Genomic DNA, 26872 nt, shown 5'->3' with positions numbered 1-26872 from the left:
GAGCGGAACGGGGGCACCGGCAGTTCGGGGGAGCGTCGGTGTCCCCGTTCCTTTTTAACGACGGCTGAAGGGCCCTTTCGGGGGTACCCGGTTTTCCGCGGCACCCAGAGGTGCCGCTCCCCGAAGGAAAGAGAAACCCGTGTACATAGGTATCGGTACTGTCGTCCTCATCATCGTCATCGTCGCCGTCGTCATGATGCTGCGCCGCGGCTGACCCGGGATGCCCGGGCGGGCGGGCCGCGAGCGGTGCCCGATAGACTCCGTGCGTGGCAACAGCGGTGCAAGGGTACGAGTTCGGGCTGCTGGGGCCACTGAGCGCTCGCCACGGCGGGCGGGTGCTGGATCTCGGCAGCCCTCTGCAGCGTGCCGTTCTGGTCCGGCTGCTGCTCGGCGAAGGCCGCCAGTGCGGCCTCGACCACCTCATCGACGCGCTGTGGGAAGAGCCGCCCGGTAACGCGGTGCGCTCGGTGCAGACGTACGTCTACCGCATCCGCCTCTCCCTGGGCGAGGAACGGTCCCGACTGGAAACCACGCAGGGCGGATACCAGCTCGACATCCCGGAACAGGCCGTCGACGCCCTGCGCTTCGAACGGCTCGTCCGTGACGGCGAGGAACTGCGGGCCGCCCGGCGGACCGGCCCCGCCCTGCGCGTGTTCGACACCGCGCTGGCGCTCTGGTCGGGGGAACCACTGTCCGGCGTGCCCGGCCCCTACGCCCGGCGACACCGCCGACGTTTCGTGGATCTACGGCTGAACGCCCAGGTGGCGCAGCTGAGTTGCGCCGACGAACTGGGCGAACACGCCCGTGTCGCGACGGAACTGACCTCGCTGATCGCCGACCATCCGCTGCGGGAGGACCTGTACGCGCTGCGCATGCGTGCGCTGTTCCACGCCGGGCGGACGGCCGAGGCCCTGGCGGTCTACGCGGCGGCCCGCGAGACCATGGTGGCCGAGCTGGGCATGGACCCCGGGCCGGAGCTGCGCGAACTGCAGTCACGCATTCTCAGCGGCGCCGACCCGGACCCCGTCGAGTCACGCCCCTCGGGGCAACTCGCCGGTGCCGCACCGTCGTTCGGTGCCACTGCCTCGACCGGTCCTACGGCGTCCGCGGACGCCGTAGGCGATATCGCGACCCGGTCGGGCGACGAGGGACAGCCCGTCGCATCAGGCGCCGCCTCCGAAGCCGACCGGTCCGCGACCACGCGGGTCGAGGAGGCCCCGTCCGTCGCCCGGCCGCAGCAACTCCCCCCGGCACCGGGCGACTTCGTCGGCCGGGAGCGGTTGCGGGAGCGGCTCCGGATCGCGTTGCGGCCCAGTGGGGAAGCGGTTGCGCTCGCGGTGCTCAGCGGGATCGGCGGCGTGGGGAAGACCGCGCTCGCGCTGCGCGTCGCCCACGGCCTGCGCGGCGACTATCCCGACGGGCAGCTCTATGTGGACCTGCGGGGCGACGGCGGTCAACCCACCGATCCCGCCGACGTGTTGGTCGACTTCCTCCTCGCGCTCGGCATGCCCGCCGCCCAGATCCCCGCGACGCCCACCGCCCGCGCCGGTGCCTATCGCACCCTGACCGCCGACCGCCGGATCCTGGTGCTCCTGGACAACGCCTACGACACCGCCCAGGTGACACCGCTGCTCCCGGGCACCCCCGGCAACTCCGCGCTGATCACGACCCGGCACCGGTCGCTCGTACCGCCGGGTGCGACGCGTTTCGAGGTGCCGGTGCCCGATCAGCAGGAGGCGGTGGCCATGCTGGGCCGTTTCACGGGTGACGCCGAGATCGCCGCCGACCCGGAGCTCGCCCTCGAACTGGTCAGCGCCTGCGGGCAGTTGCCGTTGGCGCTGCGCATCATCGGGGCCCGTACGGCGGCCCGCCCCGGACGCGGGCTCGGCGCGCAGTTGCTGCGGCTGCGCGCAGAGGAGCACCAGCTCGACGAGTTGCGGGCCGGGGGCATGTCGGTGGAGGCCACCTTCCAGGTCGGCTACCGGGCGCTCGCCCCCGACCGGGCCCGGGCGATGCGCCTGTGCGCGCTGCTCGACGCCGCCGACTTCCCGGTCGCGGTCGCGGCGGCCCTGCTCGACCAGCCGGAACAGGAGACCGAGGAACAACTGGAGCAGCTGCTGGAGGCCGGTCTGCTGGAGCCGCACTCGGCCGACCGCTACCGGTTCCACGATCTGGTACGGGCGTTCGCCGCCCGCCGTGCCGACCGCGAGGATCCCGTCGCCGAGCGCGAGGCGGCGCTGGTGCGGCTGACGACGTTCCTCCAGGCCACCCTGTTCCAGGCCATGAACGCGACCGAGAAGGCCGGCTCGCTCGCCATCCACCTCTTCTCGGTGCCACTGACCGGACTGCGGTTCGCCGACGCCGAGGAGGCGCGTAGCTGGCTGCTGGCCGAGCACACGCTGCTGGTATCGGTGTTCTCCCGGGTGCTGCGCGACATCCCGGACGCCGTGCGGAGCGTCGTCGCCGCGCTGTCGGTGATCGCGTCGAGCGGACTGTTCGCCGGACCCGCGCATCAGCGGGAACTGGAACGCGTCACGGACCACGCGGTCACGGCGGCCGACCTGGGCGACGACCCGGCGCTGCGGGCGCAGACCCGGCACATCCGGGCCTGGCTCGGCTTCATCCGCGGCGATATGACAGCGGCGGAAACCGATCTGCGCGAGGCGATCCGGCGTGCGCGCGCCGTCGACGACCGGGTGACGCTCTTCATGTCCACTCGGCTTCTGTCGGTCGTACTGGCCGACCGGGGGCGGCCCGCGGAGGCCGTCGGGTTCTTCGCCGAGTCGGAGGCCGTCGCCGGCGCGGAGGACGATCCGAACAGCCCGGCCTGCTTCCTCCAGGAGGTGGCCCGCCTGTTCACCGTGCTGAGCTCGGACCGGGCCGAGGTGAACATCGCCGCCGCCCAGCATGTGTACGAGGTGAGCGACCGCCTGCGACGGGAAGCCGCGCAGCGCTGAGCCTGTTCACACGCCGTCGACCGAATGTCGATCCGTGTCCGGAACGGTGATCCGAGAACGCACCGCAGCCGTAGGGAATCCGTACGACTTCCCGCTGCCTCGGCATCTCCTCGAACAGGTGACCAACAAGTGACAGACACGCTCAAGATCGGTCTGGGCGCTCCCCAGTACGGATCGTTCACCGACCCCGCCACGATCTCCGGGTTCGCCACCGCGGCCGAAGCGATCGGCTACGACAGCCTGTGGGTGGGCGACCGGGCCCTTGTCCCGACAGCGCCCCGCGACCCCTATCCCGGCGGCGGCCCCGTACCGGAGGAGTACCGCACCTTCCTGGACCCCATCGCCACGCTGTCCTTCCTGGCCCACGCCACCCGGCGGATGCGCCTGGGGACCAGCACGCTGAATGCGCCCTTCTACTCCCCGCTCCTGCTGGCCCGGTCACTGACATCCGTCGACATCCTCAGCGAGGGGCGGCTGGACATCGGTTTCGGGCTCGGCTGGTCGTCCGACGAGTACGAGGCCATCGGTGTGCCGTGGCGGGGGCGCGGGGCACGGATGGAAGAGATCCTGGACGTCCTGGACCACGTCTGGTCCGGTTCGTCGGCCGAGCACAAGGGCGCTCTGTGGACGATCCCCAGCGCGCACATCGAGACGCTCCCCGTGCAACGCCCCCGCCCGCCGGTGCTCCTGGGCGGTTTCACCCCGGCCACCCTGGAACGCATCGGCCGCCGCGCGGACGGCTGGGCCGGGGTGGCGCTGCCGGTGCCCCAACTCGCCTACGTCATCAGCCAGATCAGGCAGATCGCGGAGGTAGCCGGACGTGACCCCGACGCCCTGCGCACCGTGGTCCGGGTGAACCCCGCGGTGACGGCCGAGGACGCACCGAACGATGCCGTGCCGCACCGGGGAACGGTCGTTCAGGTCTCGGACTACCTGCTCGCCGCGCACGCGGCCGGGACCGACGAGGTGCTCATCGACCTCCAGCAGACCGCGCGGAACGCGGAAGAGCTGACGGACCTGGCCCACCGTTTCCACGACCAGCTGAGCAAGGGCTAGGGAGCACCATGTCTGAGGTAGTCACCTCGAAGCCGGACGTCCACGACATGGTGGTCGTGCATCGCACGTTCCGCCAAGCATGCGCGGAGCTACCGGAGTTGGTACGCGGACTGCGGCCCGGCGACACCGCGCGGGCCGAACTGGTCGTCGACGAGGTCCGGTTCATGCTCATGGGACTGGAAGCCCACCACGTCAGCGAGGACGAGTTCCTCTGGCCCCGGCTCGCGGCACGGACCGCCGGGCAGGCCGAGACGATCGCGCGCATGGAGCAACAGCACCACCGGCTGGAGGAGTTGGTCACGCAGGTGACCGGCGCGCTGGACCAACTGGCCGCCGATCCCCGGCAGCCCCTCTGTGGGCAGGTCGCGGACCGACTCGCCGAACTGGGCGCGGTGTTGACAGCGCACATGGACGAGGAGGAGAACACCATCCTGCCGCTGGCCGCCGAACATCTGACCGTCGCCGAATGGGAGGAACTCGGCGAGATCAGCCTGGCGAAGATCGAGAAGAAGCATCTGCTGCGCGCCTTCAGCGCGTTGATGGCAGTGGCGACCCCCGAGGAGCAGCAAACACTCCTCACCAAGGCACCACTGCCCGCCCGCGTCCTGTGGCGCCTCACCGGCCGCCGCTCGCACACCCGCCGCGAGGCCCGCCTGCGCGGGGCGTGAACCTACGGCGTGACCGTGGCGGGACTCGTGCTGCCGGGCGGATCCGTCGGTGGGGTGTCCGCCGAGCTGTGGTCGGGGGAGAACCAGGCCAACCCGACCAGCAGCGCCCCGAGGAAGATCAGCACGGCGGCGACCGTGCCCACTGTCTTCGACCGGCCTGCGGCGACGGCGCGGCCCCCCGTTCGTTGCCGACGCCGGGTCCGATGGGCCGGAGCCGTGCTGCCGACGGTGGCGGAGGAAGGGAAGGCATACGTGGTCACGGAGCCGGGGCCGGAGCTGGAGTCAGGGCTGGGAGCCGCGCTCGGCCGGGGCTTCGCGGCCGCATCCCACGCGGCGGTCGCCCGTGGCTCCGGCTCGGGGCGCGGTGCGGCTGCCGGGAGAGGCTCGGGACGCCCTCTCCAGGCGCCGGACGCGAACCACTCGGCCACCTGGTGCGCCGTAGGACGGTCCTCGGGGCGCTTGGCGAGAAGACTGAGTAGATAGTTCTCGAAGGCGGGCGGCAGTCCTACGCCGAGTTCGCGTGGTGGTACGGGGGCTGTGTCGAGGTGGTGGTGGAGGACGGCGATGGGGCTGCTGGCCCTGAACGGGGGCTGTCCGGTGAGGAGTTGGTAGAGCACACAGCCCAGCGAGTAGACGTCGGACGGCGGTCCCGCAGGCTGGCCGAGGGCGCGTTCGGGGGCGATGTACAGGCTGGTTCCAACGATCTGGCCGGTCGCGGTGAGTGCTCCACTGGGGTCGTTCATGAACTGCGCGATGCCGAAGTCGCCTATCTTCACCGACCTGTCGGCGTCGAGCAGAAGGTTGCCGGGCTTGATGTCCCGGTGCACGATGCCCTGTTGGTGGGCGGCGGCGAGTCCGGCGGCCGACTGGGCGGCGATACGGGCGACCTCCTCGGCAGGCAGGGAGCCCGCCTGGGTGAGCACGTAGGCGAGGCTGTCGCCCTGGACCAGTTCCATCACCAGGAACAGCCGGCCCTCCTGCTCGCCGAAGTCGAGGACGCCGACCACATGGGGGTGGCTGAGCCGGCCCGCGGTCTGGGCCTCCAGGCGGAAGCGGGCGGTGGCGGTGGGCTCGGAGTTCTGCGAGTGCAGGAGCTTGACGGCCACCGGTCTGCTGACCATCTCGTCGTACGCCTGCCAGACCTCGCCCATCGCGCCGCGCCCGATGGTCGTGTTCAGCCGGTACCGGCCCGCTATCAGCACCTGTTGCTTCATCCTCACGCAATGAGACGAATCGACCGCTGCAGGCCATCTCCCTTTGAGGGAAGGGGTGTTGGTGGGGTGGTGCAGCTGCCCCAGCCTACTGGCGCGCAGGCGCTCCCCGACCGCGATCCGCCACATGGTCCTCGTCGGCGGGCGTCCTGGAGCCGCGCTGGTAAAATGGGAGCACGCTTCGACGCCGCCGGGGCCCGTACCGATGGGTACGGGCCCCGGCGCCGTTGCGGGCACAGGACTGAGGAAGGTTCCCCATGAACGCGAAGCCGCCGGCCGCTTCTTTCGACCAGCTCGGGCTGCCGCCCGAGCTGGTCGAGACGATGACCGGCCTCGGGGTGACGGAGCCCTTCCCGATCCAGGCGGCCACCCTGCCCGACGCGCTGGCCGGGCGCGATGTGCTCGGCCGGGCGCGCACCGGCTCCGGCAAGACGCTTGCTTTCGGGCTGGCACTGCTGGTACGGCTCGCAGGCCGGCGGGCGGAGTCGAAGCGGCCGCTGGCCGTGGTCCTGGTGCCGACCCGGGAGCTCGCCCAGCAGGTCAGCGACGCACTGGAGCCGTACGCGCGGACGATGGGCGTACGGCTGGCGACGGTGGTCGGCGGGCTGTCGATCAATCGGCAGCAGGCGCAACTGCGGACCGGCGTCGAGGTGCTCGTCGCGACGCCGGGGCGGCTGACCGACCTGGTGTCCCGCCGGGACTGCATCCTGAACCACGTGCGGATCACCGTGCTGGACGAGGCGGACCAGATGTGCGACCTGGGGTTCCTGCCGCAGGTCTCGGAGCTCCTGGGGCAGATCCCCACCGACGGACAGCGGCTGCTCTTCTCGGCCACGCTCGACCGCGACGTCGACCAGCTGGTCAAGGACCACCTTCACGACCCGGTGCACGCGTCGGTCGACCGGGCCTCGGGCTCGGTCACGACGATGGAACACCACGTCCTGAACATCCACGCCGCCGACAAGTACGCGACGGCGACCGAGATCGCCGCGCGCGACGGCCGGGTGCTGATGTTCCTCGACACCAAGGCCGGTGTCGACCAGTTCACCCGGCATCTGCGGGCCAGCGGCGTCCGCGCGTCCGCCCTGCACAGCGGCAAGTCGCAGCCCCAACGCACGCACACGCTCGGCCAGTTCAAGGACGGCGAGATCACCGTGCTGGTGGCCACCAACGTCGCCGCCCGGGGCATCCACATCGACGCCCTCGACCTCGTCGTCAACGTCGACCCGCCGGCCGACGCCAAGGACTACCTGCACCGCAGCGGGCGTACGGCACGCGCCGGCGAGTCCGGGAGCGTGGTCACCCTGGTCACCCCCAACCAGCGGCGCGACGTGAACCGGATGATGTCCGACGCCGGTATCCGCCCGATCATCACCCAGGTCCGCTCGGGCGAGGAGAAGCTGACCGCCATCACCGGCGCCAAACGCCCGCCGACCGAGACGAAGACCAGCACCGGCAACGCTCCCTTCCGCGGCATGGGCACCCGCCCGGGCCGCGCGGGCAAGGAGACCCGGAAGACCGCCGAGGCCCGCAAGGCGGCGGAGGCCCGCGCGGCGGCAAGGGTCCGCAAGAGCCGCTGACCCGCGGGGAGTTCGCTCGCCCACTCCCTCGTGGGACTACGCCTGCTCCTGTTCCGTTTCCGTGGAAGCGTCGAGTGAAGCGGCATCGCCATGTGCAGCGGCACGGCCGCGGAGGGTGACGAGCGCCAGCAACGCCGAGCACAGCGCGGCCGTACCGCAGACGACGAAGCCGATCGAGTAGCCGTGGCCCAGGGCGTCCATGGCGAGCGGATGCAGGTCGGCCAGCTTCGGCGAGGCCTCCGAGGCGCCGTTCACCGCGAGCGGACCGCCTTCTTCGAGTACGGCCGTGCCGGCGCCCTTCAGTGCCTGGGGCAGGGCGGAGTCGTGCAGGGAGTCGGAGAAGCTGGTGGCCGCGCGGCTGAGGGCGACGGCGCCGATGACGGCCGGGCCGAGGGTGAAGCCGAAGTCGCGGAGCAGGTTGGTGGTGGCGCTCGCCATGCCGGCCAGGTGGGTCGGCACGGTGTTGACGGCCGTCGCCGTGATCGAGGTGACGGTGACCGAGAAGCCCAGGCCGACCAGACCGAGCGGCACGATCAGCGAGGTGAAGGCGGTGTCGGTGATCGGCAGTGTGGCCGCCAGGTAGTCGCCCGCCGCGATCAACAGCAGCCCCGAGCCCAGCAGGAGACCTGGCGCGACCGTACGCAGCAGCCGTTCCGTCACCGGCAGCATCGCCAGCGTGATGCCGTTGAGCAGGACGAAGGCGAGGCCCGTCCGCATCGGGGCCTGGTCCTGCACCGGGCCGAGCCGGATGCTGACGGAGTAGGCGGTGCCCAGGAAGGCGAACATGCCCACCACGGCCACGACCGAGGCCACCGCGAAGGCACGGTTGCCGAACAGATCCAGGCGCAGGAGTGGGGACTTGGCGCGCTTCTCGGCCAGGACGAAGCCGGCGAGGAACACGGCCGCCAGGACGAAGGCGATGACGATCGAGGGCGAGGCCCAGCCGTCCGTAGGGCCCTGGATGATGGCGTAGAGGAGGGCGAACAGGCCCAGGCCGATGGTCACTTGGCCCGCGATGTCGAGTGAACGGCCCTCCGGCGCGCTGGAGTTGACCACGAACAGGGCGCTGACCGCGACGCTCGCCACGGCGACGGCGGTGACCACGACGAAGGACCAGCGCCACGAGCCGTAGGTGGCGGTGACGCCGCCGAGCAGCGGGGCGAGGAATCCGCCGGTGGAGAGCAGGGCCGCCCACATCGCGATGACCCGGGCGCGCTGTGCGGGTGAGGTGGTGCCGGCGGCCAGGATGGCCAGTGAGGTCGGGAACAGGGCGGCGGCGCCGAGGCCCGCCAGCGCCTGCCCGGCCCAGAGTTGGTGGACGCCGGAGGCGGTGGCGCTGGTCAACTCGCCGACCGCCAGCAGCGCGGCGCCGCCGACCAGCAGCCGCTTGCGGCCGAAGAGGTCGCCCAGCAGGCCGAAGGTCAGTTCCAGTACGGCGACCGGGAGCAGGAACGCGTCGGAGATCCAGGTGAGTTGGGAGCCCACCGGGTGCAGGTCGGACTGGAACAGCCCGTTGAGCGTGGCCGGTATCGCCAGGCCGATCTGGGCGAGGCAGACGGCGAGGAGACCGGCGACCAGGGTGCCGGTCGTGAGGCCGGGGCCGGTGGCTGTTCTGGTGGAGGGTTCGGTCGTCATTGACACGGAGGGCTCCTGGGGCGCGCGAGCTGGGGACGGGGAGAGGGCCAGGGACAGGGAGAGAACGCTTGGGGATCAGCGGGTGCCGGTCAGGCGGCTCGGCCGGTAGTCGGTGAAGGCGGCGCCGTCGAGGCCCAACTCGTCTGCACTGCGCTGGAGTTGAGCGGCGGTTGCGGAGTCGCCCCAGTGCCGGGTGTCCAATCGGTGTTCCACGGCGTGCAGACCGGCGACCACTTCGGCGGTGGTGAAGTTGCAGTGGCTCTGGCGGGCCACGTAGGCCTGCCGCAGGAGTCGAGAGTCACCGGCCGCGCGCACCCGTCCGGCGAACGCCGACTCCTGTTCCACGGGCACCAGTTGGTCGGCGGTGGTGTGGAGGTCCAGGAGTGGAACGGCCAGTCCCTGCCCGGCGGTCGAGGTCCGCTCCAGACGGGCTACGGCGGCCGGGTCGGCGGTGATGTCCGCGCCCCGGGTGAGCCGGTTCAGGTCGGTGCGGAGGTTGAGGCCCGCGTCGCGGTAGAGCGCCTCGACCTGCTTGACGTGGGCGGACTTGTGCAGCAGCCCGGCGTAGTCGACGCCCTTGTTCCAGGACGTGTTGCCTCCGGCCGACTGCTCCACCGACCAGCGCGCCGGGATGATGAAACTGAGCAGGCCCTGCGCCAGCCATGCGTACTGCTGCTGCTCCTGGGCCGCGAAGTCACCGGGCGCGGGCGGGAGTTGGCCCGGGGCCCAGTCGGCCAGATTGAGGTAGGCGGCGGCCAGGGCGATCCGGGCCCGGCCCGCCGGAGTCAGCTGCGCCGTCTGCACGGCCGTGGTGAGCCGGGCGGCGAGGGCGGCGCCGTCGGCCTGGTTGTCGAGGTTCACCAAGGCATCGGCGTCGGCGGGGTCGAAGAACGTGGCCAGGGTGTACTCGGCGTCCAGCTGGTAGTTGCCCAGATCGACACCGCCCGCGATCAGGCCGCACAGGCCGAGCGCACCGTCGACGCGGCCGGCGCCGTCCCGGGCGATCTGCGCGTTGACGAGGCCGCCCATGGACTGACCCACCGAGATGACCCGGGTGGGTGCGCCGACCTGCCGGCGGAATGCGGTGAGCGTGGCGAACTGGTCCCGCTCGGCCGAATCGAGCGCCCACATCGAGCCGTTCGGGTCGTAGGAGGAGCCGACGAGGGCGTAACCGGCGTTCAGCAGGGCCTGGCTCGCGGCGGGGGACGGGGCGTCGGCGGCGGTGGTCGGGCCGTAGCCGTGGCTGAACAGCAGCAGGGTGCCGTTCCACTGCTCGGGTGTGTCCGCGATCCAGGTGGCACCGTCGGCCAGCGTGCCGGAGTAGTGACCGGCGGTCGTGGCGTGGGCGCCGGTCGCCGGGCCGATCAGGGCGGTCGCGAGGGCGGTCGCGCAGGCGGCGGCGAGGGTCGAGAGACGAGGTCGGGGCATGGCGGCGGCTCCGCGAGTCGAATGGGGACCGAGTGGGGGAGCGTGCTGGACGTGCGAGTCGGACGTGCGTGCTGGGCGGGCGATCTGGTCGTGCGAGTTGGAAGAGCGGTGCGAATGTAGGGCTCTTTTTTCATGGCCGTCAAGAGAGTGACCAATATTGAGGCAGACGGGTCCGCATGGGGACGCGTGAGGTCCGCGTGGGGACGCGTGAGGTCCGCGTGGGGACGTGCGGAGTCCGTGTGGGGACGTGCGGGAGCCAGGTGTGGACGCGAGCGGGTCCGTGCCGGTGGATCAGTCCAGCGTCAGGGTGTCCAGCAGACGTGCGGCCGCGCGCGCCGCCGGGCGCTCCCAGCGGCTGGCCAGGCCGCGGAACACGGTCTCCGCCTGCGCGGCGGGCCAGTCTCCGGGGAGGTGCTCGGCGGGCAGATGCGGGTCCCGTCGTACGAGATCCAACCAGTCGGTGTGCAGCAGGAGTTGACCCGCGAGGTCGTCGCCGGAGGTCGCCGCGGGCAGGGGGTCGGTGCGGTCCCAGCGGTCCAGGAACGCGCGGTACCGGGCGCCGATGGCCGGCACGTCGAAGGCCTGCTCCAGCACTTCACGGACGTCGGTCGGCGACTCCACCTCCGCGCGGAACACCCGCAGATACGGCTCCAGGCCGAGCCCGGCCACCATCTCGCGGACGTCGACCGGCGCCGGCGCCACCCACAGGCCGTTCTGCAACAGGCCGAAGCCCGCCCAGATCAGACGGGAGCGCAGATCGTGCCGTTCACGGCTCCACGCCTCGGGCAGCGAGAAGCCCACCATCGTCCAGCGCCCGTCCCAGTTCCGGTTCACCGCGCCGGTCTGCCAGATGCGGTCCTTGCCGTCCGTCAGCACCTGCACGGCGTGCGGCGTCAGCGCGAAGTACGTCTTCCGGCCCTGGCGGCGACGCTCCAGCAGATCGCGTTTGACCATCCGGTTCAGGGTGGTCCGCACCGCCTCCTCGGTGCTCCCCACCCGCCCCAGGGCGGCGATCACGCTGCCCGACGACACGGCGACGGGCCGCCCCAGCACATGAACGCCGAAGAAGGTCAGCATCAGGGACTGGGTGCGCGGCTCGGGACCGCTCTCGGCGGCGGGTCCGGGGGCGACGTCAACACTGGTCACGGGCACAGCGTAGGCCCGGGGTGGGCGTGGGGAGCCGCCGTTCCGTGAACTGTGTCGTTTCTTTAACGGCAATCCGTGATTAGCCGAAGGTTGAGGTCGGGAAGGTTGGGAGTGGGGAAGCAGCCGGTGAGGCAGCCCGCCCGGAAATCCGACGCGCCTCGGTCATCGCGACTCGGCGACTCGGCGACTCAGAAGGCGAACGCCTCGGTCAGGCGCAGGTTGTAGCCGTCCTCTTCCATCAGGACAACCGTGACGCCGAACGGGGAGGGATGGTCCAGTTCAAGAGGAGTGAAGGCGTAGTCGACCGCGGCCTGGACGGGCGGCAGCAGCTTGCCGTCGGGCTGGGGAGCCGGGGACGGCTGCCATTGCGGTTCGGTCGAGGCCGGGTCCTCGGTGTACGGGAACTGGTGGAGCGTGTGGCCGTCCTTCGTGGCGTGCACCATGTTGAGACAAGGGGACGGGTCGTCGGCGGGGAGTTCGCAGGTGGTGGCCACATCCTGGGTCTCCCAGGCGAGCACGATCTCGTCGGCGTTCGCCGCCGCGGCGATGTTCGACAGCGACGCGATCGCCGTGAGCGCGTCCTCGCCGGACTTGACCGGACGGAGCCAGATCAGGCCGACCAACTCGCCGCGCACCAGCGGCATGATGACCGGGCGGGGCACGGCGCCTTCGCTGAGACCCGCGACGTACGCGCTCTTCATCGACTCCGTCAGCGCGTCGAACGTACGCGTGTCCATGAACTCCCCATCCGCAGCGGCTGTGTGGCGTCCATTCTGCCCCTGCCGCGGAGTGCGCGAGGTCGCTCCTTGGAGTGAAAGAAGACCCCGGCTGGACGGGGGAGACCAGCCGGGGCCGTACAGGGTGGCGTGCGGAGGGTGGTCGCCTCTCGGCGAGGGGCTCCATGGGGCTTCAGCCGGACGATCGTCCCCATGGGCTATAGGTGAGGCCCGGGGACACTGTCCCCTCCGCAGCCACATGTAGATGAACGGGCGACCCGGCCCAGTTGTTCCCGCTCATGTCCCTTCGGGGACTGTGAGCTGCGGAACACTCCATGCGGGACGCCTTCCCCCGCGCGGAACCCCCCTTACACAGGGCCTCAGTTGAGGTACTCCGCGATCAGGGCCGCGAACTCGTCCGGGGTGGCGAGGCGGATGCCGAGGGTCTCGGCCTTGGTCCGCTTCGAGCCCGCGTTCTCACCGGCCACGACCAGGGTGGTCTTCTTCGAGACGCTGGAGGAGGAACGGCCACCGGCGCGCTCGACGAGTTCGTTCATCTGGTTGCGGCTGAGCTTCTCCAAGGGGCCGGTCATCGCGCCCGTGACGACCACGGTCATCCCGGCCAGCGGCCCGTCGTCGGCCGTGGCCCCGGCTTCCGTACCGTCGGCAGCGGCGTCGTCCGTCACGGGTGCGGGCGGGGTCGCGCCGGGCTCGGTCATGTTGACGCCGGCGGCGGCGAGTTTGTCGATCAGCGGGGCGAGTTCGACCAGTTCGGCGACGATCGAGGGGGCCTTCTCGGTGCCGATGCCGTCGACCCGCTGCATCGATTCCGCGTCGGCGGCACGGATCTCGTCCATGGTCGCGAAGTAGCGGGCGATACGGCGGGACATGGAGCGGCCGGTCCCGCGCACCCCGAGCGCGCACAACACCCGTGACAGGGGCTGCCCCTTGGCCGTGTCGATCGCGGCGAGGAGGTTGTCGGTGCTGGTCTCGCCCATCCGCTCCAGGCCCAGGAGCTGCTCCCGGGTGAGGGCGAACAGGTCGGCGAGATCGGCGACCAGACCGGCGTCGACGAGCTGGACGACGCGGGTGTGACCCAGGCCCTCGATGTCGAGCTGGTCGCGGCCCGTGGCGTAGGACAGGGCGGCGACCAGGTGGCAGTTGCGGCCCTGCTCGCAGCGCCAGCGCAGTTCGCTGGTGTCGATGCCGGAACCGCAGCGCGGGCACACCTCGGGGAACACGATCGGCTGTTCCTCGCCGGTACGCAGATGCGCGACCGGGGCCTCGATGCGGGGGATCACGTCGCCCGCGCGGTGGACCATGACATGGTCGCCCAGGCGCAGATCGCGGCGAGTGGTGTCGCCCGGGTTGTGGAGCGTTGCGTAGGTGATGGTGGCGCCGTCGATCTCGACCGGCTCCAGGACCGCGCGCGGGGCGATGATGCCGGTGCGGCCCACGTTCCACTCCACCTCCAGCAGCCGGGTGATCTTCTCCACGGCGGGCAGCTTGTAGGCGATCGCCCAGCGCGGGGCCCGCGTCCCCGACCCGGCGGCCCGCTGGTCGGCGGCCAGGTCGGCCTTGATGACGATCCCGTCGATCCCGAACGGCAGTTGGGCGCGCAGCGCGGCGATCTCCTGCACCCGGGCCAGCACCTCCTCCACCGTGTCGGCGGTGATACCGGGCACGGCGGTGGTGGCCGTGGTGTTGAACCCGTAGGCGGCGGCCTGGGTCATCAGCTCGCTGTGGGCGAGCTCGGGCAGTCGTGCCGCGAGCTCGGCCTCGGTGTCCGGGAGGGGCAGCAGGCCGTAGCCGAAGAACGTCATCGGCACCGTATAGGCGCGCTCCTTGGCGCGCAGCGTGCCCGCGGAGGCGCCGCGCGGGTTGGCGAAGGGCTGGCCGCCGTGCGCGGTGCGGACCTCGTTGCCGTGCTCGAACTGGGCGGTGGTCATGAGGACTTCGCCACGCACCTCGACGGTGGCCGGCTCGGCCAGCTCCTGCGGCAGGCCCTCGATGGTGCCGATCGCGTGGGAGACGTCCTCCCCGGCCGTACCGTCGCCCCGGGTGATGAGCCGGGTGAGGTGTCCGCGCGTGTAGCGGGCCGCGATCGCCAGGCCGTCCAGTTTCGGCTCCACGCTGAACCGCGTGACCTCGTGGTCGATTCTTCGGGCCACCGACGCGGTCCAGGTGGTGAACTCCTCCGGGGAGAACACGTTGTCCAGGCTCAGCATCGCCACCGTGTGCGGGACATCGCCCTCGACCGCGCCGCCGGCCACCTTCCCGGTGGGGGAGTCGGGCAGCACCTGGTCGGGATTCTCGGCCTCCCACGCGGCGATACCGCGCACCAGCCGGTCGTAGGAGTCGTCGTCCAGCGCGGAGGTACCGGCGGCGTAATAGGCGGCCGACGCCTTCACCGCGTCCTCGACCGCCTGCGCGTAGGCGGCGGCATCCACGATCACAGCTGCAGGAGTTGTCATGACTCCCATCCTGCCTCCCACCACTGACAATGCCCCGGGCCGAACGCGGCGCGGCCTCCTCGCCCACCTTCGGAAGGGTGGGCGAGGAAGCCTTCGCGCGGGTGCTCAGCCGAGCCCGCGGCTTGTACCCCCGGGCGGTCGTGTTCAGGGTGTCCTCGAACCCGGTGAACGGCTCCTGCGGGGTGTACGAGTCGGTGGTGAAGTCGACGTCCACGTCGTCCGCCGTACCGCCGATCCCGTCCGCCCCGATGCCGAGCATCTGGGCGATGCTGCCGCCCTGGTCCATCAGTTTCGCGGTGTCCTCGTGGCCGTAGTTGCCGGGGTCGATCGAGGACGAGATGCCGATGGTCGGGATGGGCTTCGGTGTCCGGCAGGGCGGGCTTCGGCCCCTGAGGTCGCGCCCACCGTCTCACGCGGCGGCGCGCCCTTCCGCAGCCCCGACGGGAAACCGTTCGCCGCCCCCGTCAGTCCTCCGGCTCGGAAGCGCGTTGCAGATCGGCCCGTCCCTCGGCGGCCCGGATGAACCGGGTCATCCCGAACTGGCTTGTTCCGGGGGCGTCTTGGGGGTTGCCGGCCGCGGAGTCCGTGGAGCGGGACGTGGTCGGCAGGACGTAGGGACGGCGCAGCACCTCGTCGAGGATGATCACGGTCTCGGTCGCGCGGACCGCCGGGATGGTGGACAGCCGGTCGGTGACCAGGCGGTGGACGGCGGTGACGTCGGCCACCCGGATCTGGATCATGGCGTCGTGCTCGCCGGTGGTGACGGCGCAGTACTCCACCTCCGGCATCTGGGCGAGCGCCGTGCGGAACTGCTTCCACAGCTCCTGGCGGACCGTGACGAAGATCAGGGCGCAGATCTCAAGACCGACCCGGTTGTGATCGACGCGGGCGCTGAAGCCGTTGATCACGCCGTCGGCGCGGAGGGCTTCGAGGCGGGTGTAGGCGTTCGCGCGGGAGACGCCGACGCGTTCCGCGAGGGCGGCGACGGAGATACGGCCCTGGGTGCGCAGCACGTCGAGGATCTTGAAATGCACCGAATCCAGGGCAAGACCGATGCCGATCCGTCCAGAGCGGCGCTCGCCCGAGGTCTCCGGGGTCGACAGATCTTCCATGTTCGCGCCCATCCGTTGCATTTCGTCTCGCGCCGGTCCCGTGCACCGAGAGTCCTGGTTAGTTTCAGCCAACCCTAACGGCGAATCGTCCAGGTCCCCTCCCGGTATCCACCCACATCCGCCCGTACCCGCACGGCCTTCTTCCGCTCCGCCCCGCTCTGTCTTGCCCACGGAGGCACGCATGCCCAGATTCAGTGCCGGGTCGTACCCGGTGGCACTCCCTCTCGTCGCGGTCGCGGCGCTCGCCCTGAGCGCCTGCTCCGGCGGTACGAGCGCCTCCGGATCCTCGGCCGGCAAGACCCTGGTCGTCGACACGTCGTTCAACCTGAAGACCGCCGACCCGGGCCGTGAGTTCGAGCCGACCGGGCAGATCGTGGACAAGGCGCTGTACGAGACGCTGCTGTCCTTCAAGGGCTCCGACGTCACCAAGCCGGTGCCGGGCCTCGCCTCCTCGTACGAGCAGTCCGCGGACGGCAAGACGCTCACCCTGCACCTGCGCGCGGGCGCGAAGTTCGCGGACGGCAGCGCGGTCACCGCCGATGACGTCGTCTTCTCGCTGAACCGGGTGATCGCGCTCAAGGGCAACCCGTCGTTCCTGCTCGACGGCGTCACGGTCACCAAGACCGACGCCTCCACCGTCACCCTGACCTCGAAGAAGGCGAACCCGGCGCTGCCCTTCATCCTCCCCAACCCCGCGCTCGGCATCCTCAGCGCGAAGACGGTCCAGGCCCACGGCGGCTCGGCGACCTCGACGGACGGGGCGGAGAAGTACCTCAACACCACGTCGGCCGGCTCCGGTCCGTACACCCTCACCTCGTTCAACACGAACACCCAGGTCGTCCTGACCAAGAACCCCAAGTACACCGGCTCCGACAAGCCGACCTACGACAAGATCGTCCTGCGCAACGTCCAGGCCCCCACCCAGAAGCTGAACGTCCAGCGCGGCGACAGCCAGATCGCCCTCGACCTCACCTCCGACCAGGTCAGCGGCCTCGGCGGCGGACTCAAGGTGGACAGCGGCGCGTCCTCGGACGTGATCTTCCTGCTGCTCAACCGGAACACCAAGGTCAGCAGTACGACAGCCAACGCGAAGTTCGCGGAGGCGGTACGCAAGGGCATCGACTACAAGAGCCTGCTCTCGCTCGCCGGTACCGGCTCCGTCCAGCCCGCCGGGATCATCCCGTCGACCTTCCTCGGCGCGCTGCCCGCCTCCGAGGCCACCGGTCGCGACCTCGCCGGGGCGAAGGCCGCGCTCCAGGCGAGCGGTATCGCCAAGCCCTCCGTCACCCTCGGCTACGCCAGTGACCTGACCGTCGACGGACTGTCCCTCCAGACGCTCGCCGAACGGGTCCAGGCCCAGCTGAAGGAGGTCGGCATCACCGTCACGCTCGCCCCCGCGCCGACCACCACGGAACTCGACAACTACCGCAACGGCAAAGAGCAGTTGGGCCTCTGGTACTGGGGCCCGGACTACCCGGACCCCAGCGACTACCTGACCTTCCTGCCCGGCAACCTGGTCGGCCTGCGCGCGGGCTGGAAGGCCGGCGCCGACCCCACCCTCACCGCGCTCGGCGACAAGGCGGCGACGACGATCGGCGACGACACCCGCAAGACCCTGTACGAGCAGATCCAGACGAAGATGAACACCGACGGCCCCTTCATCCCGCTGATGCAGCCCAGCCGGAACACCGTCTCCGCCGCGTCCGTGACCGGCGTCGCCTACAACCCCGTATGGACGATCGATGTCGCCGCGCTGGGCACCAAGTAAGGGAACGGGCGGGAAGGGCGCGGGCGTTGAGGGCACGGGCGTCAAGGGCGGCGCCCGCCCCCTCCCCGGCCGCCGTCGTCTCCTCGCCCGTCACCCCCTCGCCCGTTTCCTCCTCCGCCGTACCGCCACCGCCCTCCTGCTCGCCCTCGGCGTGACCCTGGTGACGTTCGTCCTCACCAACCTGGTCCCGGGCGACCCGGCGGCGGCCAACCTCGGCCAGCGGGCGATCGGCGACCCGGCGATCGTCGCGCAGTTCCGCCACCACTACGGCCTCGACAAGCCACTGCCGGTCCAGTACGTCACCTACCTCGGCAACCTTCTCCACGGCGACCTCGGCGAGTCCCAGCAGAGCCACCAGTCGGTCCTCACCGACCTGTCCACGGCCGTCCCCGCCACCCTGGAACTCGCCGGCGCCGCGATCGTGGTCTCCCTGATCGTGGGCGTGGCGTTCGGCGTCGTGGCGGCACTGCGCCGGGACCGCCTCACCGACCAACTCCTGCGTGTCGTCAGCCTGTTGGGAGTCTCGGTGCCGACCTTCTGGCTGGCGCTGCTCGCCTTCTACGTCTTCTTCTACCGCCTGGGCTGGGCACCGGGCAGCGGCCGCCTCGACCCCGGCATGACCGCCCCGCCCCACGTCACGGGCCTCTACACGGTCGACGCGGCACTCGCCGGACAGTGGCCGGTGTTCTGGAGCGCGGTGGGCCATCTCGCCCTCCCCGCACTGGTGTTGACGGCCTACACCGTCGGCCTCCTCACCCGCTTCACCCGCTCCGCCGTACTGGAGGTCCTCAACCAGGACTACGTCCGCGCGGCCCGAGCCAAGGGCCTGCCCGCCCGCACGGTCCTCTTCCAGTACGTCCTGCGGGCAGCCCTCGTCCCCGTCATCACGGTCGCCGGACTGGCCTTCGGCGCCCTCCTCTCGGGCACCGTCCTGGTCGAGTCGATCTTCGCCTGGCCGGGCCTCGGCGCCTACGCCTACCGCAGCGCGACCACCCTCGACCTCCCCGCCGTGATGGGCGTCGGCCTGGTCGTCGGCCTCGTCTACCTGACCGTCAACCTCGCCGTGGACGTCCTGTACGGCGTGATCGACCCGAGGGTGAGGGTCCAGTGAGGTTCAGTCTCCTACGACGGCTGCCGCCCGCCTGGCGTAGACCGCTCGCGGTGACGGGCGGCCTGGTCGCGTTGATCTGGCTGGTGATCGTGGTCGCCGCCCCCCTGCTCGCCCCGCACGACCCCCTCGCCCAGAACCTGCCCCGGCTGACCGGCCCCGGTGCCGGACACTGGTTCGGCACCGACGAGCTGGGCCGGGACGTGCTCAGCCGCGTGCTGTACGGCGCCCGGGTCTCCATCCCGCTGGCGCTCCTGCTGGTGGCCATGTCGCTGCTGGTCGGCGGGGTGCTCGGGGCCTGCGCCGGGTTCTTCGGACGCTGGGTGGACGAGACCGTGATGCGGATCGCGGACCTGGTGTTCGCCTTCCCCACCGTCATCCTGGCGATGGTGGTCGCCGCCGCGCTCGGCGCCAGCCTGCAGAACGCGGTGCTGGCCGTCCTGGTCGTGTCCTGGCCGTCGTACGCCCGCGTCACCCGGGGCCTGGTGATGGGCCTGCGGAACCGTGAATTCGTGCTCAGCGGACGGCTGTTGGGCTTCTCGGCCTGGCGGTCGCTGCGCGTGGACATCCTGCCCAACGTCCTCGGGCCGCTGCTCGTCCTGGCCACCCTCGACATCGGCACCGCGACGCTGCTGCTGTCCGGGCTGTCCTTCCTCGGGCTCGGCGCGAAACCGCCGACCGCTGAGTGGGGCGCGATGGTGGCGGACGGTACGCAGCAGTTCGACAAGTGGTGGATCGGGGTCTTCCCGGGTCTGGCCATCCTCACCGTCGTCCTCGCCTTCAACTTCCTCGGCGACACTCTCCGGGACGCCCTCGACCCGGGCACCGCCCGCACGATCGGCGCGGAGAAGGAGCGTGTGGGATGACCGACGGCGACACCGTGGACGTACTGAGGATCAGCGGCCTCACCCTCGACCTGGGCGGCGCGCGCATCCTCGGCGGCGTCGACCTCGCGCTGCAACCGGGCCGTATCCACGGGCTCGCGGGGGAGAGCGGCTCGGGCAAGACCATGACCGGTCTCGCCACCCTCGGCCTGCTGCCGCCCGGCGCCCGCACCGGCGGCCGGATCGAGCTGGAGGGCACTGACCTGCTGACCCTGACGCCCCGTCAACTCGCGGTGCTGCGGGGGCGATCGGTGAGCATGGTGTTCCAGGACCCGTCCACCAGCCTGCACCCCATGCTCAGCATCGGACACCAGCTCACCGACCACCTGCGCCACCACCTGAAGCTGAACCGGAAGACGGCCAAGGAAAGGGCGGTCGATCTGCTGACGCAGGTCCGCATCCCCAACCCCCGTGAGGCGCTGGGCCGTTACCCGCACCAGTTCTCCGGCGGCATGCGCCAACGCATCGCCATCGCCATCGCGCTGGCCTGCGAACCGAAGGTCCTGATCGCCGACGAACCGACCACCGCCCTCGACGTCACCGTCCAGGCAGGTGTGTTGCGGCTGCTGCGCGGCCTCTGCGACGACCTGGGCCTCGCCGTCCTCCTCGTCACCCACGACCTGGGCGTGATGTCCGCGATCGCCGACGAGGTGAGCGTGATGCGCCACGGCCTGGTCGTCGAGACAGGACCGCGCGGCCGGGTCCTCACCGACCCCCAACACGACTACACCCGCACGCTCCTGGACGCGCTCCCCGGAAGGAGCACCGTATGACCCCCGACCCGACGGCCCCCCTCCTCTCGGTCGACGACCTCGTGGTCCAGTACCACCGGCCGGGCGCACCACCCACCCGCGCCGTCGCCGGGGTCAGCCTCCAGGTGCGGGCGGGTGAAGTCGTGGGCCTGGTGGGCGAGTCGGGCTGCGGCAAGTCGACGCTGGCCCGCGCGGTCTGCGGCCTCACCGCACCGGCGGAGGGCCGGATCACCTACGACGGCACTCCGGTACGGCCGTTGCGAGTGCGCCGCCGCGAACTCGCCCTGACCGGCATCCAGATGGTCTTCCAGGATCCCTACGGCTCCCTCAACCCCCGGCGCCGGGTGGGTTCGCAGATCGCCGACGGCATCCGTACGGCGGCCGGGCGAGGCGAGTCTGCGGCCGAACCCACCACCCCGGAGGACCTGTTGACCCGGGTCGGGCTGCCGGCGAGTGCTGCCGAGCGCTACCCGCAGGAGTTCTCCGGCGGCCAACGCCAGCGCATCGCCATCGCCCGCGCGCTCGCCGCCCGCCCCCGACTCCTCGTCGGCGACGAACCGATCTCCGCGCTCGACGCCTCCGCGCAGCTCCAAGTGGCCACGCTGATGCGGTCGTTGGCCGTCGAGTCGGGCGCCGGGCTGCTGTTCATCAGCCACGACCTGTCCGTCGTACGGCTGATCGCGGACCGGATCGCCGTGATGTACCTCGGCCGGATCGTGGAGACCGGCCCCACCGCCGAGGTCTGGGCCGACCCGCGCCACCCCTACACCCGGGCACTGCTGGCCGCCGTACCGAAACCCGACGGGGCGGGAGTGCTGCCCGCCGAACTCCCCGGCGACGTACCCGATCCCGCCGACCCGCCGAGCGGCTGCCGCTTCCACCCGCGCTGCCCCCAGGCCTTCGACGGCTGCGACCGCGAGGAGCCGCAGTTGATCGCCGGGGGCGTGGCCTGCCGGTTGTACGCCGCCTGAGCGGGGCCGGACGGCCCACCGGGGAACAGCCCCCACCCGCACACCACTTCACGGAGAGCCGATGCCCGACGCCCCGATGCCTCAAGACGACCACCCCGCCGAACCGCTCGCGGACCTGTACCCGGCCGACCGCCTCGACCGCGCCCGGCAGGCCACGGCCCGAGCCGGTCTCGACGCCCTGCTGATCTCGCCCGGCGCCGACCTGCGCTACCTGACCGGCTACGACGCCCTGCCGCTGGAGCGGCTCACCTGCCTGGTCCTGCCGACCGACAGCGACCCTTTCCTCCTCGTCCCGGCCCTGGAGGAACTCGCCGCCCGGGCGTCCCCGGCCGGAGACCTCGGCATCGAGATCACCGGTTGGGACGAGACCGACGACCCCTACGCCCTCGTCGCGGCCCGGCTGCCCGCCCACACCGCCCGCGTCGGCGTCGACAACCGCATGTGGGCGGAGAAGACCATCGCCTTCCGCACCCAACTCCCGGATGTCCGGCAGGAGTTGGCCGGAGAGGTGCTGAACGGGCTGCGGATGCGCAAGACCCCGCAGGAGGCCGCCGCCCTGCGCCGGGCCGGTGCGGCCATCGATCGGGTGCACAGCCGTATGGGGGAGTGGCTGCGGGCCGGCCGTACCGAACGCGAGGTCGGCCGGGACATCGCGGACGCGATCATCGCCGAGGGGCACGTCCGAGTCGACTTCGTCATCGTCGGCTCCGGCCCGAACAGCGCCAGCCCGCACCACGAACTCTCCGACCGCACGATCCGCCCCGGCGACCCGGTGGTGGTCGACATCGGCGGTACGACCCTGGACGGCTACTGCTCCGACTCCACCCGGGTGTACACGGTGGGCGAGCCGCCCGCCGAGTTCCGCAGGCTGTACGACGTGTTGCTGAGCGCCCAACGCGCCCAGACGGATGCCGTCCGGCCGGGTATCACCGCCGGTCAACTCGACGCCGTCGGGCGGGACTTCATCACCGACGCCGGATACGGGCCGCACTTCATCCACCGCACCGGACACGGCATCGGCCTGGAGAGCCACGAGGAGCCCTACATCGTGACCGGCAACCCGCTCCCGCTCGCACCGGGCATGGCCTTCTCCGTGGAACCCGGCATCTATCTGCCCGGCCGGTACGGAGCGCGGATCGAGGACATCGTGATCTGCACCGAGGAGGGCGGCGAGCGCCTCAACCGCACACCCCGGGACCTCGTCGTCCTGCCTTGACCCGGCACGAACACCCCACCCAAGGAACCTCTATGACCGCTCCACCGCCCCGTTCCGCCCCTCCCGCAGCCGACCACGGCGCCCGACCTGGAGGCGCTTCCGCCGACCTCGCCGAGGTGTGGACGGTGATCACGGGCATGTATGACGGCTACACCGCGGGCGACCGTGCGCGCATCGACGCCTTCCTCCATCCCGAGGCCACCATCTGGGACTCGGCGACCCCCGAACTCATCTGCGGCAGAACGGAGTTGAACCGCGTCCGGGATGCCCGTCCCACCCCCGACGACGGCCCCGCCGAGACCGGCCTCACGGCGTACGGGCAAGTCGTCGACGTCTTCGGGGATTTGGCCGTGGCCCGCTACTGGCTGCGGGTCGAATTCCGTGCGGACCCACCGGAGTTGGCCCGCAACACGGCGGTCCTGCGACGCGCCCGTCCCGACGGTGACTGGCTCCTCGTGCACCTGCACGAAGACCTCCAGAGCGCTCCGGAACAGCGCGTCCGGTGAGTCCCGGGCAGTTGTTCCCTCTACTATGTCGGGGTCCGGTCCGGACGTGTCGTCCCAGGACTGGTGTCGCACCCCCGCCGGGCAACGGGGTTGGAGCACAGCCGAGTTGACCTCACGGTGGATCCGGTGACTGGCGGTTCCACGCAAGGAGGACATGTCCCGTGCTTTCGCTCGATGACTCCGACCCATCTCACATAGGTCGCTACCGTCTGGTCGGCAGACTCGGCGAGGGCGGGATGGGGAGGGTGTACCTCGCGCGGTCGCCGGGCGGCCGTCCCGCCGCCGTCAAGGTGATCAACGACCACCTCCGCCATGACGAACACGCCCTCAGCCGGTTCCGCCGCGAGGTGGAGACCTTGGGCACGGTCCGCAGCGCGTACACGGCGTCGCTCATCGACGCGGAGCTGGACACACCGCCGTACTGGCTGGCCACCGAGTACGTACCGGGACCCACACTGCACGCCGCCGTCGCGACCAACGGACCGCTCCCCGCCGACCTGGCCCGGGTCATGCTGGCCGCCCTCGCCGAGGGACTGGAGGCCATCCACGTCCGGGGCGTGTGGCATCGGGACCTCAAGCCGCACAACGTCATTCTCTCCGCCACCGGCCCCCAGCTGATCGACTTCGGCATCGCCAGGACCACCGGCACGTCCAACCTGACGCAGGTCGGCGGTGCGCTCGGCAGCCCCGGGTTCATCGCACCGGAGACGATCATGGGCGGCGAGACCGGTCCGGGCGCGGACGTGTTCGCCCTCGGGGCCACGCTGGCGTTCGCCGTCACCGGCCGCCCGCCGTACGGGGACGGGCCGTTCGCGGCGGTGTCCTACCGTTCGGTGCACGGCGAGATCGACCTGCGGGGCGTGGACGCGGGGGTCGCCGAGCTGATCGTGGCCTGCGCGCAGACCGACCCCGCCCTGCGCCCCACTCCGCAGCGCATCGTCGAACTCTGTCGGGCCGACGTCGATCTGGTCCACCACCCCGCCTACCAACGGGCCCTGGCCGTCGGCTCGTTGGCGGATCGCGAACGCGCCGCGACCGTCGTCGGCCAAGGGGGCGGTGTGTCGGCCGGCGCCTCGGACGCGGCGACGGCCGTCGCCCCGCAGGCGGCTGCGAGCGTCAAAGGCACCCAATCCGCCACCCTCCTCGTGCCGAACCCGGGCCACGACAACCCGACACGGCTTCACACCGCGGACATGTACGGCGCCCATCCGGCGGGAACCGGTCCCACCCCGCACACGGACGGTGGAGGCACCCGAAGCGGGCGCGGGCGGCGCGTGCTGTGGGCCGCCATCGGCACGGCCGCGCTGGTCGTCGTCGCGGGCTCGGGGCTGCTCCTGCTCCACACCCTCGACGACAAGGACAACGGCAAGAACTCGGCTTCCACGCACGGCACGCCGTCCGCAAGCGCCGGTCGCGCCGCGCAGGTGTCGGCCACCCCGTCCGCGAGTGGGGGGACGGCGTCTCCCTCTGCCTCTCCTTCGCCGTCGGCCTCAAGCACGAGCTCCAGCCACTTGGCCGACGCCGTGGTGGTGAAGGCCCCCTTCACGTTCGAGGCCGGGACGGTCGTGCAGACCGTGCGGTCGAAACTGATCATGCAGCCGGACGGCAACCTGGTGCTCTACGACGCGTCCGGAACGGCCCACTGGGCGAGCCAGACCCAAGGCACGGGAAACACCGCCGAGTTCCAGGAGGACGGCAACTTCGTGGTCTACAGCGCCCAGCACCAGGCGCTGTGGGCCAGCAACACGCAAGCTGCCGGGGCGACCCTCAAGGTGCTGGAGACCGGCAACATGGTCATCGCGACCGACACCGGAGTGGTCTGGCAGACCAATACCGCCTACTGAGGGCGTCCAGCAGACCTCACGGGATGAGCGACGCCTCTGGCCACGGGAGGCTCACGAGGGTTCGGACGACCTCCCGTTATCGCGGTGCGATGGCTTTGAGCCAGTCCTCGACGGCGACGACATCCGCCCACCGGGGGAACAGTTTCTCGGTGAGGAACCGGTGCACCTCGGGGTCGGTGTCGAGGCAGGCGTCCGCCAGGACGGTGAGGCCGAAGTCCAGGTCAATGGCGTGCCACAGGGTGGACAGCACTACGGCACTGGTGGCGATGCCGGTGAGAACCAGGCTGTCGATGTCGCGAGCCCTGAGCACCAGGTCGAGGTCGCTGCCCGAGAACGCGCTCCCCCGCCTCTTGGTGACCACGACGTCGCCTTGCTGGGGCGCGACGTCGTGATGGATCTCGGTGCCAGGAGCACCCTCGGTGAACAGGCCGGCCCGCACGACGTCTGTCATCGCCTTGTTGCGGGGGCTGACTTCCGGATCGCCCGGCCGTAGCGCGATCATGACGTAGATCACCGGGATACCGGCAGCCCGGGCACCGTCGATCGCCCTGCGCAGGCGCGCCACATAGCCGGAACCGTCGTCGGCCATGGCCACGATGTCCCGTTGGACGTCCATCACCAGGAGTGCGCTGTTCGCCATGCTTGCCCCTCCTTCTCGGTCAGGGTCGAGGAACCCGTTTGCCCACCGAATTCCCGCCCGGGAATTGAGCGATTCCACCGTATGCTTGCGGTTATGGACAGCGGCTGATCCCGCTGCTGCTGATCAACGTCCTCCCCTCGTTCCCGATGACGGGTGCGGTATCAGGCAAGGCTCGTCAGTCGATGGGCGTCGGTCGGGTCAAGGGGGCGCTGTCCGTCCTCGCGAGCAAGGCGTTCCTGTCGATCGCGTATCTGATGCAGCGGCCACTGTTCGAGCGCTATGTCATCCGCCTGATGTGGGGACCCGACGCCACGAAGCTCATAGCGTCCGCGCGCGCACTCCACGAGGAGGCGCCGGCCGCGCGCGCCGATACGGCCTGACGGTTTCAGCGGACCCGCGCCACCGCCGCATAGATCCCGCTGCCCTCCGGAGCGTCCTCCGACGCCGGCGGATTCCACTCCGTCGCCGTCACCAGGCCCGGCGCCACCAGGTCGAGGCCGTCGAAGAAGCGGGCCACCTCGGGGCGGGTGCGGAAGCCGAGTTTGATGCCGCCCTTGGCGTACTCGGCGGTGACCTGGGCGGCGAGCTCGGGGTAGAGGTCGGACGCCGCGTGGGACAGGACCAGGTAGCTACCGGACGGCAGGGTGGCGACGAGATTGCGGACGATGCCGTGGGCGTCCTGCTCGTCCGGGATGAAGTGCATCAGCGCGATCAGCGAGAGGGCGATCGGGCGGGTGAAGTCCAGGACGTGGCGGGCGTGTTCGACGATGTGCTCGGGCTCGCGCACATCGGCCTGGATGTAGTCGGTGACCCCGTCGGCGTGGCTGACCAGCAGTGCCTCGGCGTGACGCAGGACGATCGGGTCGTTGTCGGTGTAGACGACCTTCGCGGTCGGCACCGTCCGCTGGACGATCTGGTGCAGGTTGGGCGCGGTGGGGATGCCCGTGCCGATGTCCAGGAACTGGTCGATGCCCTCGCCGGCGAGCCAGGTCGCCGCGCGGTGCATGAACGCGCGGTTCTGCCGGGCCGCGTCCTTCGCCTCGGGCGGCAGTTTCTCGCCCACGGCCTCGTCGACCGGGTAGTTGTCCTTGCCGCCGAGCAGCCAGTCGTAGACCCGCGCGGGATGCGCCTTGCCGGTGTCGATCCGCGCTGCCGGCTGGGGGTCGGTCGTCATGGCAACTCCATCGCGGCGGGCGGCAC

23 protein-coding genes are annotated in these 26872 nt (G+C 71.0%); 14 read left to right on the top strand and 9 right to left on the bottom strand.

Features of this window, described 5'->3' with window-relative positions:
• The first annotated feature begins 266 nt into the window (after positions 1 to 266).
• From OG588_RS04810 to OG588_RS04800, 3 genes are all read left to right on the top strand, one after another.
• Positions 267 to 2957 carry a BTAD domain-containing putative transcriptional regulator gene (locus OG588_RS04810; protein WP_405946164.1) on the top strand — a complete coding sequence of 897 codons (2691 nt, stop codon included), beginning with the start codon at positions 267 to 269 and terminating at the stop codon, positions 2955 to 2957.
• Between the two features lie 129 nt (positions 2958 to 3086).
• Entirely contained in the window at positions 3087 to 4013 is a 927-nt protein-coding gene (locus OG588_RS04805) for a TIGR03619 family F420-dependent LLM class oxidoreductase (protein ID WP_405946163.1), read from the top strand.
• A gap of 8 nt (positions 4014 to 4021) precedes the next feature.
• Positions 4022 to 4681 carry a hemerythrin domain-containing protein gene (locus OG588_RS04800; RefSeq protein WP_405946162.1) on the top strand — a complete coding sequence of 220 codons (660 nt, stop codon included), beginning with the start codon at positions 4022 to 4024 and terminating at the stop codon, positions 4679 to 4681.
• 2 nt (positions 4682 to 4683) lie between these two features.
• Here OG588_RS04800 and OG588_RS04795 read toward each other — a convergent pair whose 3' ends face one another.
• Positions 4684 to 5895 (bottom strand): serine/threonine-protein kinase, encoded by a 1212-nt coding sequence (locus tag OG588_RS04795; RefSeq protein ID WP_405953050.1) that lies wholly within the window; start codon positions 5893 to 5895, stop codon positions 4684 to 4686.
• Between the two features lie 254 nt (positions 5896 to 6149).
• Between OG588_RS04795 and OG588_RS04790 the strand changes: the two genes are divergently transcribed.
• A complete protein-coding gene (locus OG588_RS04790; protein ID WP_405946161.1) occupies positions 6150 to 7472 on the top strand; it encodes a DEAD/DEAH box helicase in 1323 nt (440 codons plus the stop codon).
• A 36-nt stretch (positions 7473 to 7508) separates the two neighbouring features.
• On the opposite strand, the gene OG588_RS04785 is transcribed toward OG588_RS04790, so the two are convergent.
• The 5 genes from OG588_RS04785 to ligA form a co-directional block, all read right to left on the bottom strand.
• Positions 7509 to 9107: an MFS transporter gene (locus OG588_RS04785; RefSeq protein WP_405946160.1), complete on the bottom strand. Its 1599-nt coding sequence runs from the start codon at positions 9105 to 9107 to the stop codon at positions 7509 to 7511.
• A gap of 75 nt (positions 9108 to 9182) precedes the next feature.
• Complete coding sequence (locus OG588_RS04780) at positions 9183 to 10535, bottom strand: alpha/beta hydrolase (protein WP_405946159.1); 1353 nt, start codon at positions 10533 to 10535, stop codon at positions 9183 to 9185.
• 291 nt (positions 10536 to 10826) lie between these two features.
• A complete protein-coding gene (locus tag OG588_RS04775) occupies positions 10827 to 11687 on the bottom strand; it encodes a PaaX family transcriptional regulator C-terminal domain-containing protein (RefSeq protein ID WP_405946158.1) in 861 nt (286 codons plus the stop codon).
• Between the two features lie 182 nt (positions 11688 to 11869).
• Positions 11870 to 12418, bottom strand: coding sequence for a hypothetical protein (locus tag OG588_RS04770; RefSeq protein WP_405946157.1), 549 nt, complete (start codon positions 12416 to 12418; stop codon positions 11870 to 11872).
• A 359-nt stretch (positions 12419 to 12777) separates the two neighbouring features.
• Complete coding sequence (ligA, locus tag OG588_RS04765; RefSeq protein WP_405946156.1) at positions 12778 to 14871, bottom strand: NAD-dependent DNA ligase LigA; 2094 nt, start codon at positions 14869 to 14871, stop codon at positions 12778 to 12780.
• Positions 14872 to 14948: 77 nt separating this feature from the next.
• Between ligA and OG588_RS04760 the strand changes: the two genes are divergently transcribed.
• On the top strand, positions 14949 to 15185 hold the full coding sequence (locus OG588_RS04760) for a hypothetical protein (RefSeq protein ID WP_405946155.1): 237 nt from the start codon (positions 14949 to 14951) through the stop codon (positions 15183 to 15185).
• Between the two features lie 150 nt (positions 15186 to 15335).
• Here OG588_RS04760 and OG588_RS04755 read toward each other — a convergent pair whose 3' ends face one another.
• Entirely contained in the window at positions 15336 to 15983 is a 648-nt protein-coding gene (locus tag OG588_RS04755) for an Lrp/AsnC family transcriptional regulator (RefSeq protein ID WP_405946154.1), read from the bottom strand.
• 181 nt (positions 15984 to 16164) lie between these two features.
• On the opposite strand from OG588_RS04755, the gene OG588_RS04750 reads away from it, so the two are divergent.
• The 8 genes from OG588_RS04750 (at position 16165) to OG588_RS04715 (ending at position 25032) form a co-directional block, all read left to right on the top strand.
• Positions 16165 to 17751, top strand: coding sequence for an ABC transporter substrate-binding protein (locus tag OG588_RS04750; protein WP_398850772.1), 1587 nt, complete (start codon positions 16165 to 16167; stop codon positions 17749 to 17751).
• Positions 17726 to 18862 carry an ABC transporter permease gene (locus tag OG588_RS04745; RefSeq protein WP_405946153.1) on the top strand — a complete coding sequence of 379 codons (1137 nt, stop codon included), beginning with the start codon at positions 17726 to 17728 and terminating at the stop codon, positions 18860 to 18862. Before OG588_RS04750 ends, OG588_RS04745 begins: the two co-directional genes overlap by 26 nt.
• Positions 18859 to 19725 (top strand): ABC transporter permease, encoded by an 867-nt coding sequence (locus tag OG588_RS04740; protein WP_398850770.1) that lies wholly within the window; start codon positions 18859 to 18861, stop codon positions 19723 to 19725. Before OG588_RS04745 ends, OG588_RS04740 begins: the two co-directional genes overlap by 4 nt.
• On the top strand, positions 19722 to 20516 hold the full coding sequence (locus OG588_RS04735; protein WP_405946152.1) for an ABC transporter ATP-binding protein: 795 nt from the start codon (positions 19722 to 19724) through the stop codon (positions 20514 to 20516). Before OG588_RS04740 ends, OG588_RS04735 begins: the two co-directional genes overlap by 4 nt.
• On the top strand, positions 20513 to 21466 hold the full coding sequence (locus tag OG588_RS04730) for an oligopeptide/dipeptide ABC transporter ATP-binding protein (protein ID WP_405946151.1): 954 nt from the start codon (positions 20513 to 20515) through the stop codon (positions 21464 to 21466). The genes OG588_RS04735 and OG588_RS04730 overlap by 4 nt, the downstream gene beginning before the upstream one ends.
• Before the next feature lie 61 nt (positions 21467 to 21527).
• Positions 21528 to 22682: a M24 family metallopeptidase gene (locus OG588_RS04725; RefSeq protein ID WP_405946150.1), complete on the top strand. Its 1155-nt coding sequence runs from the start codon at positions 21528 to 21530 to the stop codon at positions 22680 to 22682.
• 32 nt (positions 22683 to 22714) lie between these two features.
• A complete protein-coding gene (locus OG588_RS04720; protein ID WP_405946149.1) occupies positions 22715 to 23188 on the top strand; it encodes a DUF4440 domain-containing protein in 474 nt (157 codons plus the stop codon).
• A gap of 161 nt (positions 23189 to 23349) precedes the next feature.
• Positions 23350 to 25032 (top strand): protein kinase domain-containing protein, encoded by a 1683-nt coding sequence (locus OG588_RS04715; protein ID WP_405946148.1) that lies wholly within the window; start codon positions 23350 to 23352, stop codon positions 25030 to 25032.
• 76 nt (positions 25033 to 25108) lie between these two features.
• Here the strand turns inward: OG588_RS04715 and OG588_RS04710 are convergent, their stop codons facing one another.
• Positions 25109 to 25672: a cysteine hydrolase family protein gene (locus tag OG588_RS04710; RefSeq protein WP_405946147.1), complete on the bottom strand. Its 564-nt coding sequence runs from the start codon at positions 25670 to 25672 to the stop codon at positions 25109 to 25111.
• A gap of 182 nt (positions 25673 to 25854) precedes the next feature.
• On the opposite strand from OG588_RS04710, the gene OG588_RS04705 reads away from it, so the two are divergent.
• On the top strand, positions 25855 to 26052 hold the full coding sequence (locus OG588_RS04705) for a hypothetical protein (RefSeq protein ID WP_405946146.1): 198 nt from the start codon (positions 25855 to 25857) through the stop codon (positions 26050 to 26052).
• A 5-nt stretch (positions 26053 to 26057) separates the two neighbouring features.
• Here OG588_RS04705 and OG588_RS04700 read toward each other — a convergent pair whose 3' ends face one another.
• A complete protein-coding gene (locus OG588_RS04700; protein ID WP_405946145.1) occupies positions 26058 to 26846 on the bottom strand; it encodes an SAM-dependent methyltransferase in 789 nt (262 codons plus the stop codon).
• Positions 26847 to 26872: the final 26 nt, after the last annotated feature.

This window comes from Streptomyces prunicolor, assembly GCF_045162825.1.
Classification (GTDB): Bacteria; Actinomycetota; Actinomycetes; order Streptomycetales; family Streptomycetaceae; genus Streptomyces; species Streptomyces prunicolor.
Note: the sequence above shows the minus strand (reverse complement) of the source record. Positions and strands in the feature narration are given on the sequence as shown.

Bases quoted from the DNA above. Each gene is read 5' to 3' on its own strand.
- OG588_RS04755 (WP_405946154.1), bottom strand. From the start codon at position 15,983: ATGGAAGATCTGTCGACCCCGGAGACCTCGGGCGAGCGCCGCTCTGGA.
- OG588_RS04745 (WP_405946153.1), top strand. From the start codon at position 17,726: ATGTCGCCGCGCTGGGCACCAAGTAAGGGAACGGGCGGGAAGGGCGCG.
- OG588_RS04750 (WP_398850772.1), top strand. From the start codon at position 16,165: ATGCCCAGATTCAGTGCCGGGTCGTACCCGGTGGCACTCCCTCTCGTC.
- OG588_RS04795 (WP_405953050.1), bottom strand. From the start codon at position 5,895: ATGAAGCAACAGGTGCTGATAGCGGGCCGGTACCGGCTGAACACGACC.
- OG588_RS04700 (WP_405946145.1), bottom strand. From the start codon at position 26,846: ATGACGACCGACCCCCAGCCGGCAGCGCGGATCGACACCGGCAAGGCG.
- OG588_RS04720 (WP_405946149.1), top strand. From the start codon at position 22,715: ATGACCGCTCCACCGCCCCGTTCCGCCCCTCCCGCAGCCGACCACGGC.
- OG588_RS04780 (WP_405946159.1), bottom strand. From the start codon at position 10,535: ATGCCCCGACCTCGTCTCTCGACCCTCGCCGCCGCCTGCGCGACCGCC.
- OG588_RS04710 (WP_405946147.1), bottom strand. From the start codon at position 25,672: ATGGCGAACAGCGCACTCCTGGTGATGGACGTCCAACGGGACATCGTG.
- OG588_RS04785 (WP_405946160.1), bottom strand. From the start codon at position 9,107: ATGACGACCGAACCCTCCACCAGAACAGCCACCGGCCCCGGCCTCACG.
- OG588_RS04735 (WP_405946152.1), top strand. From the start codon at position 19,722: ATGACCGACGGCGACACCGTGGACGTACTGAGGATCAGCGGCCTCACC.
- OG588_RS04790 (WP_405946161.1), top strand. From the start codon at position 6,150: ATGAACGCGAAGCCGCCGGCCGCTTCTTTCGACCAGCTCGGGCTGCCG.
- OG588_RS04770 (WP_405946157.1), bottom strand. From the start codon at position 12,418: ATGGACACGCGTACGTTCGACGCGCTGACGGAGTCGATGAAGAGCGCG.
- OG588_RS04730 (WP_405946151.1), top strand. From the start codon at position 20,513: ATGACCCCCGACCCGACGGCCCCCCTCCTCTCGGTCGACGACCTCGTG.
- OG588_RS04800 (WP_405946162.1), top strand. From the start codon at position 4,022: ATGTCTGAGGTAGTCACCTCGAAGCCGGACGTCCACGACATGGTGGTC.
- OG588_RS04705 (WP_405946146.1), top strand. From the start codon at position 25,855: ATGGGCGTCGGTCGGGTCAAGGGGGCGCTGTCCGTCCTCGCGAGCAAG.
- OG588_RS04725 (WP_405946150.1), top strand. From the start codon at position 21,528: ATGCCCGACGCCCCGATGCCTCAAGACGACCACCCCGCCGAACCGCTC.
- ligA (WP_405946156.1), bottom strand. From the start codon at position 14,871: ATGACAACTCCTGCAGCTGTGATCGTGGATGCCGCCGCCTACGCGCAG.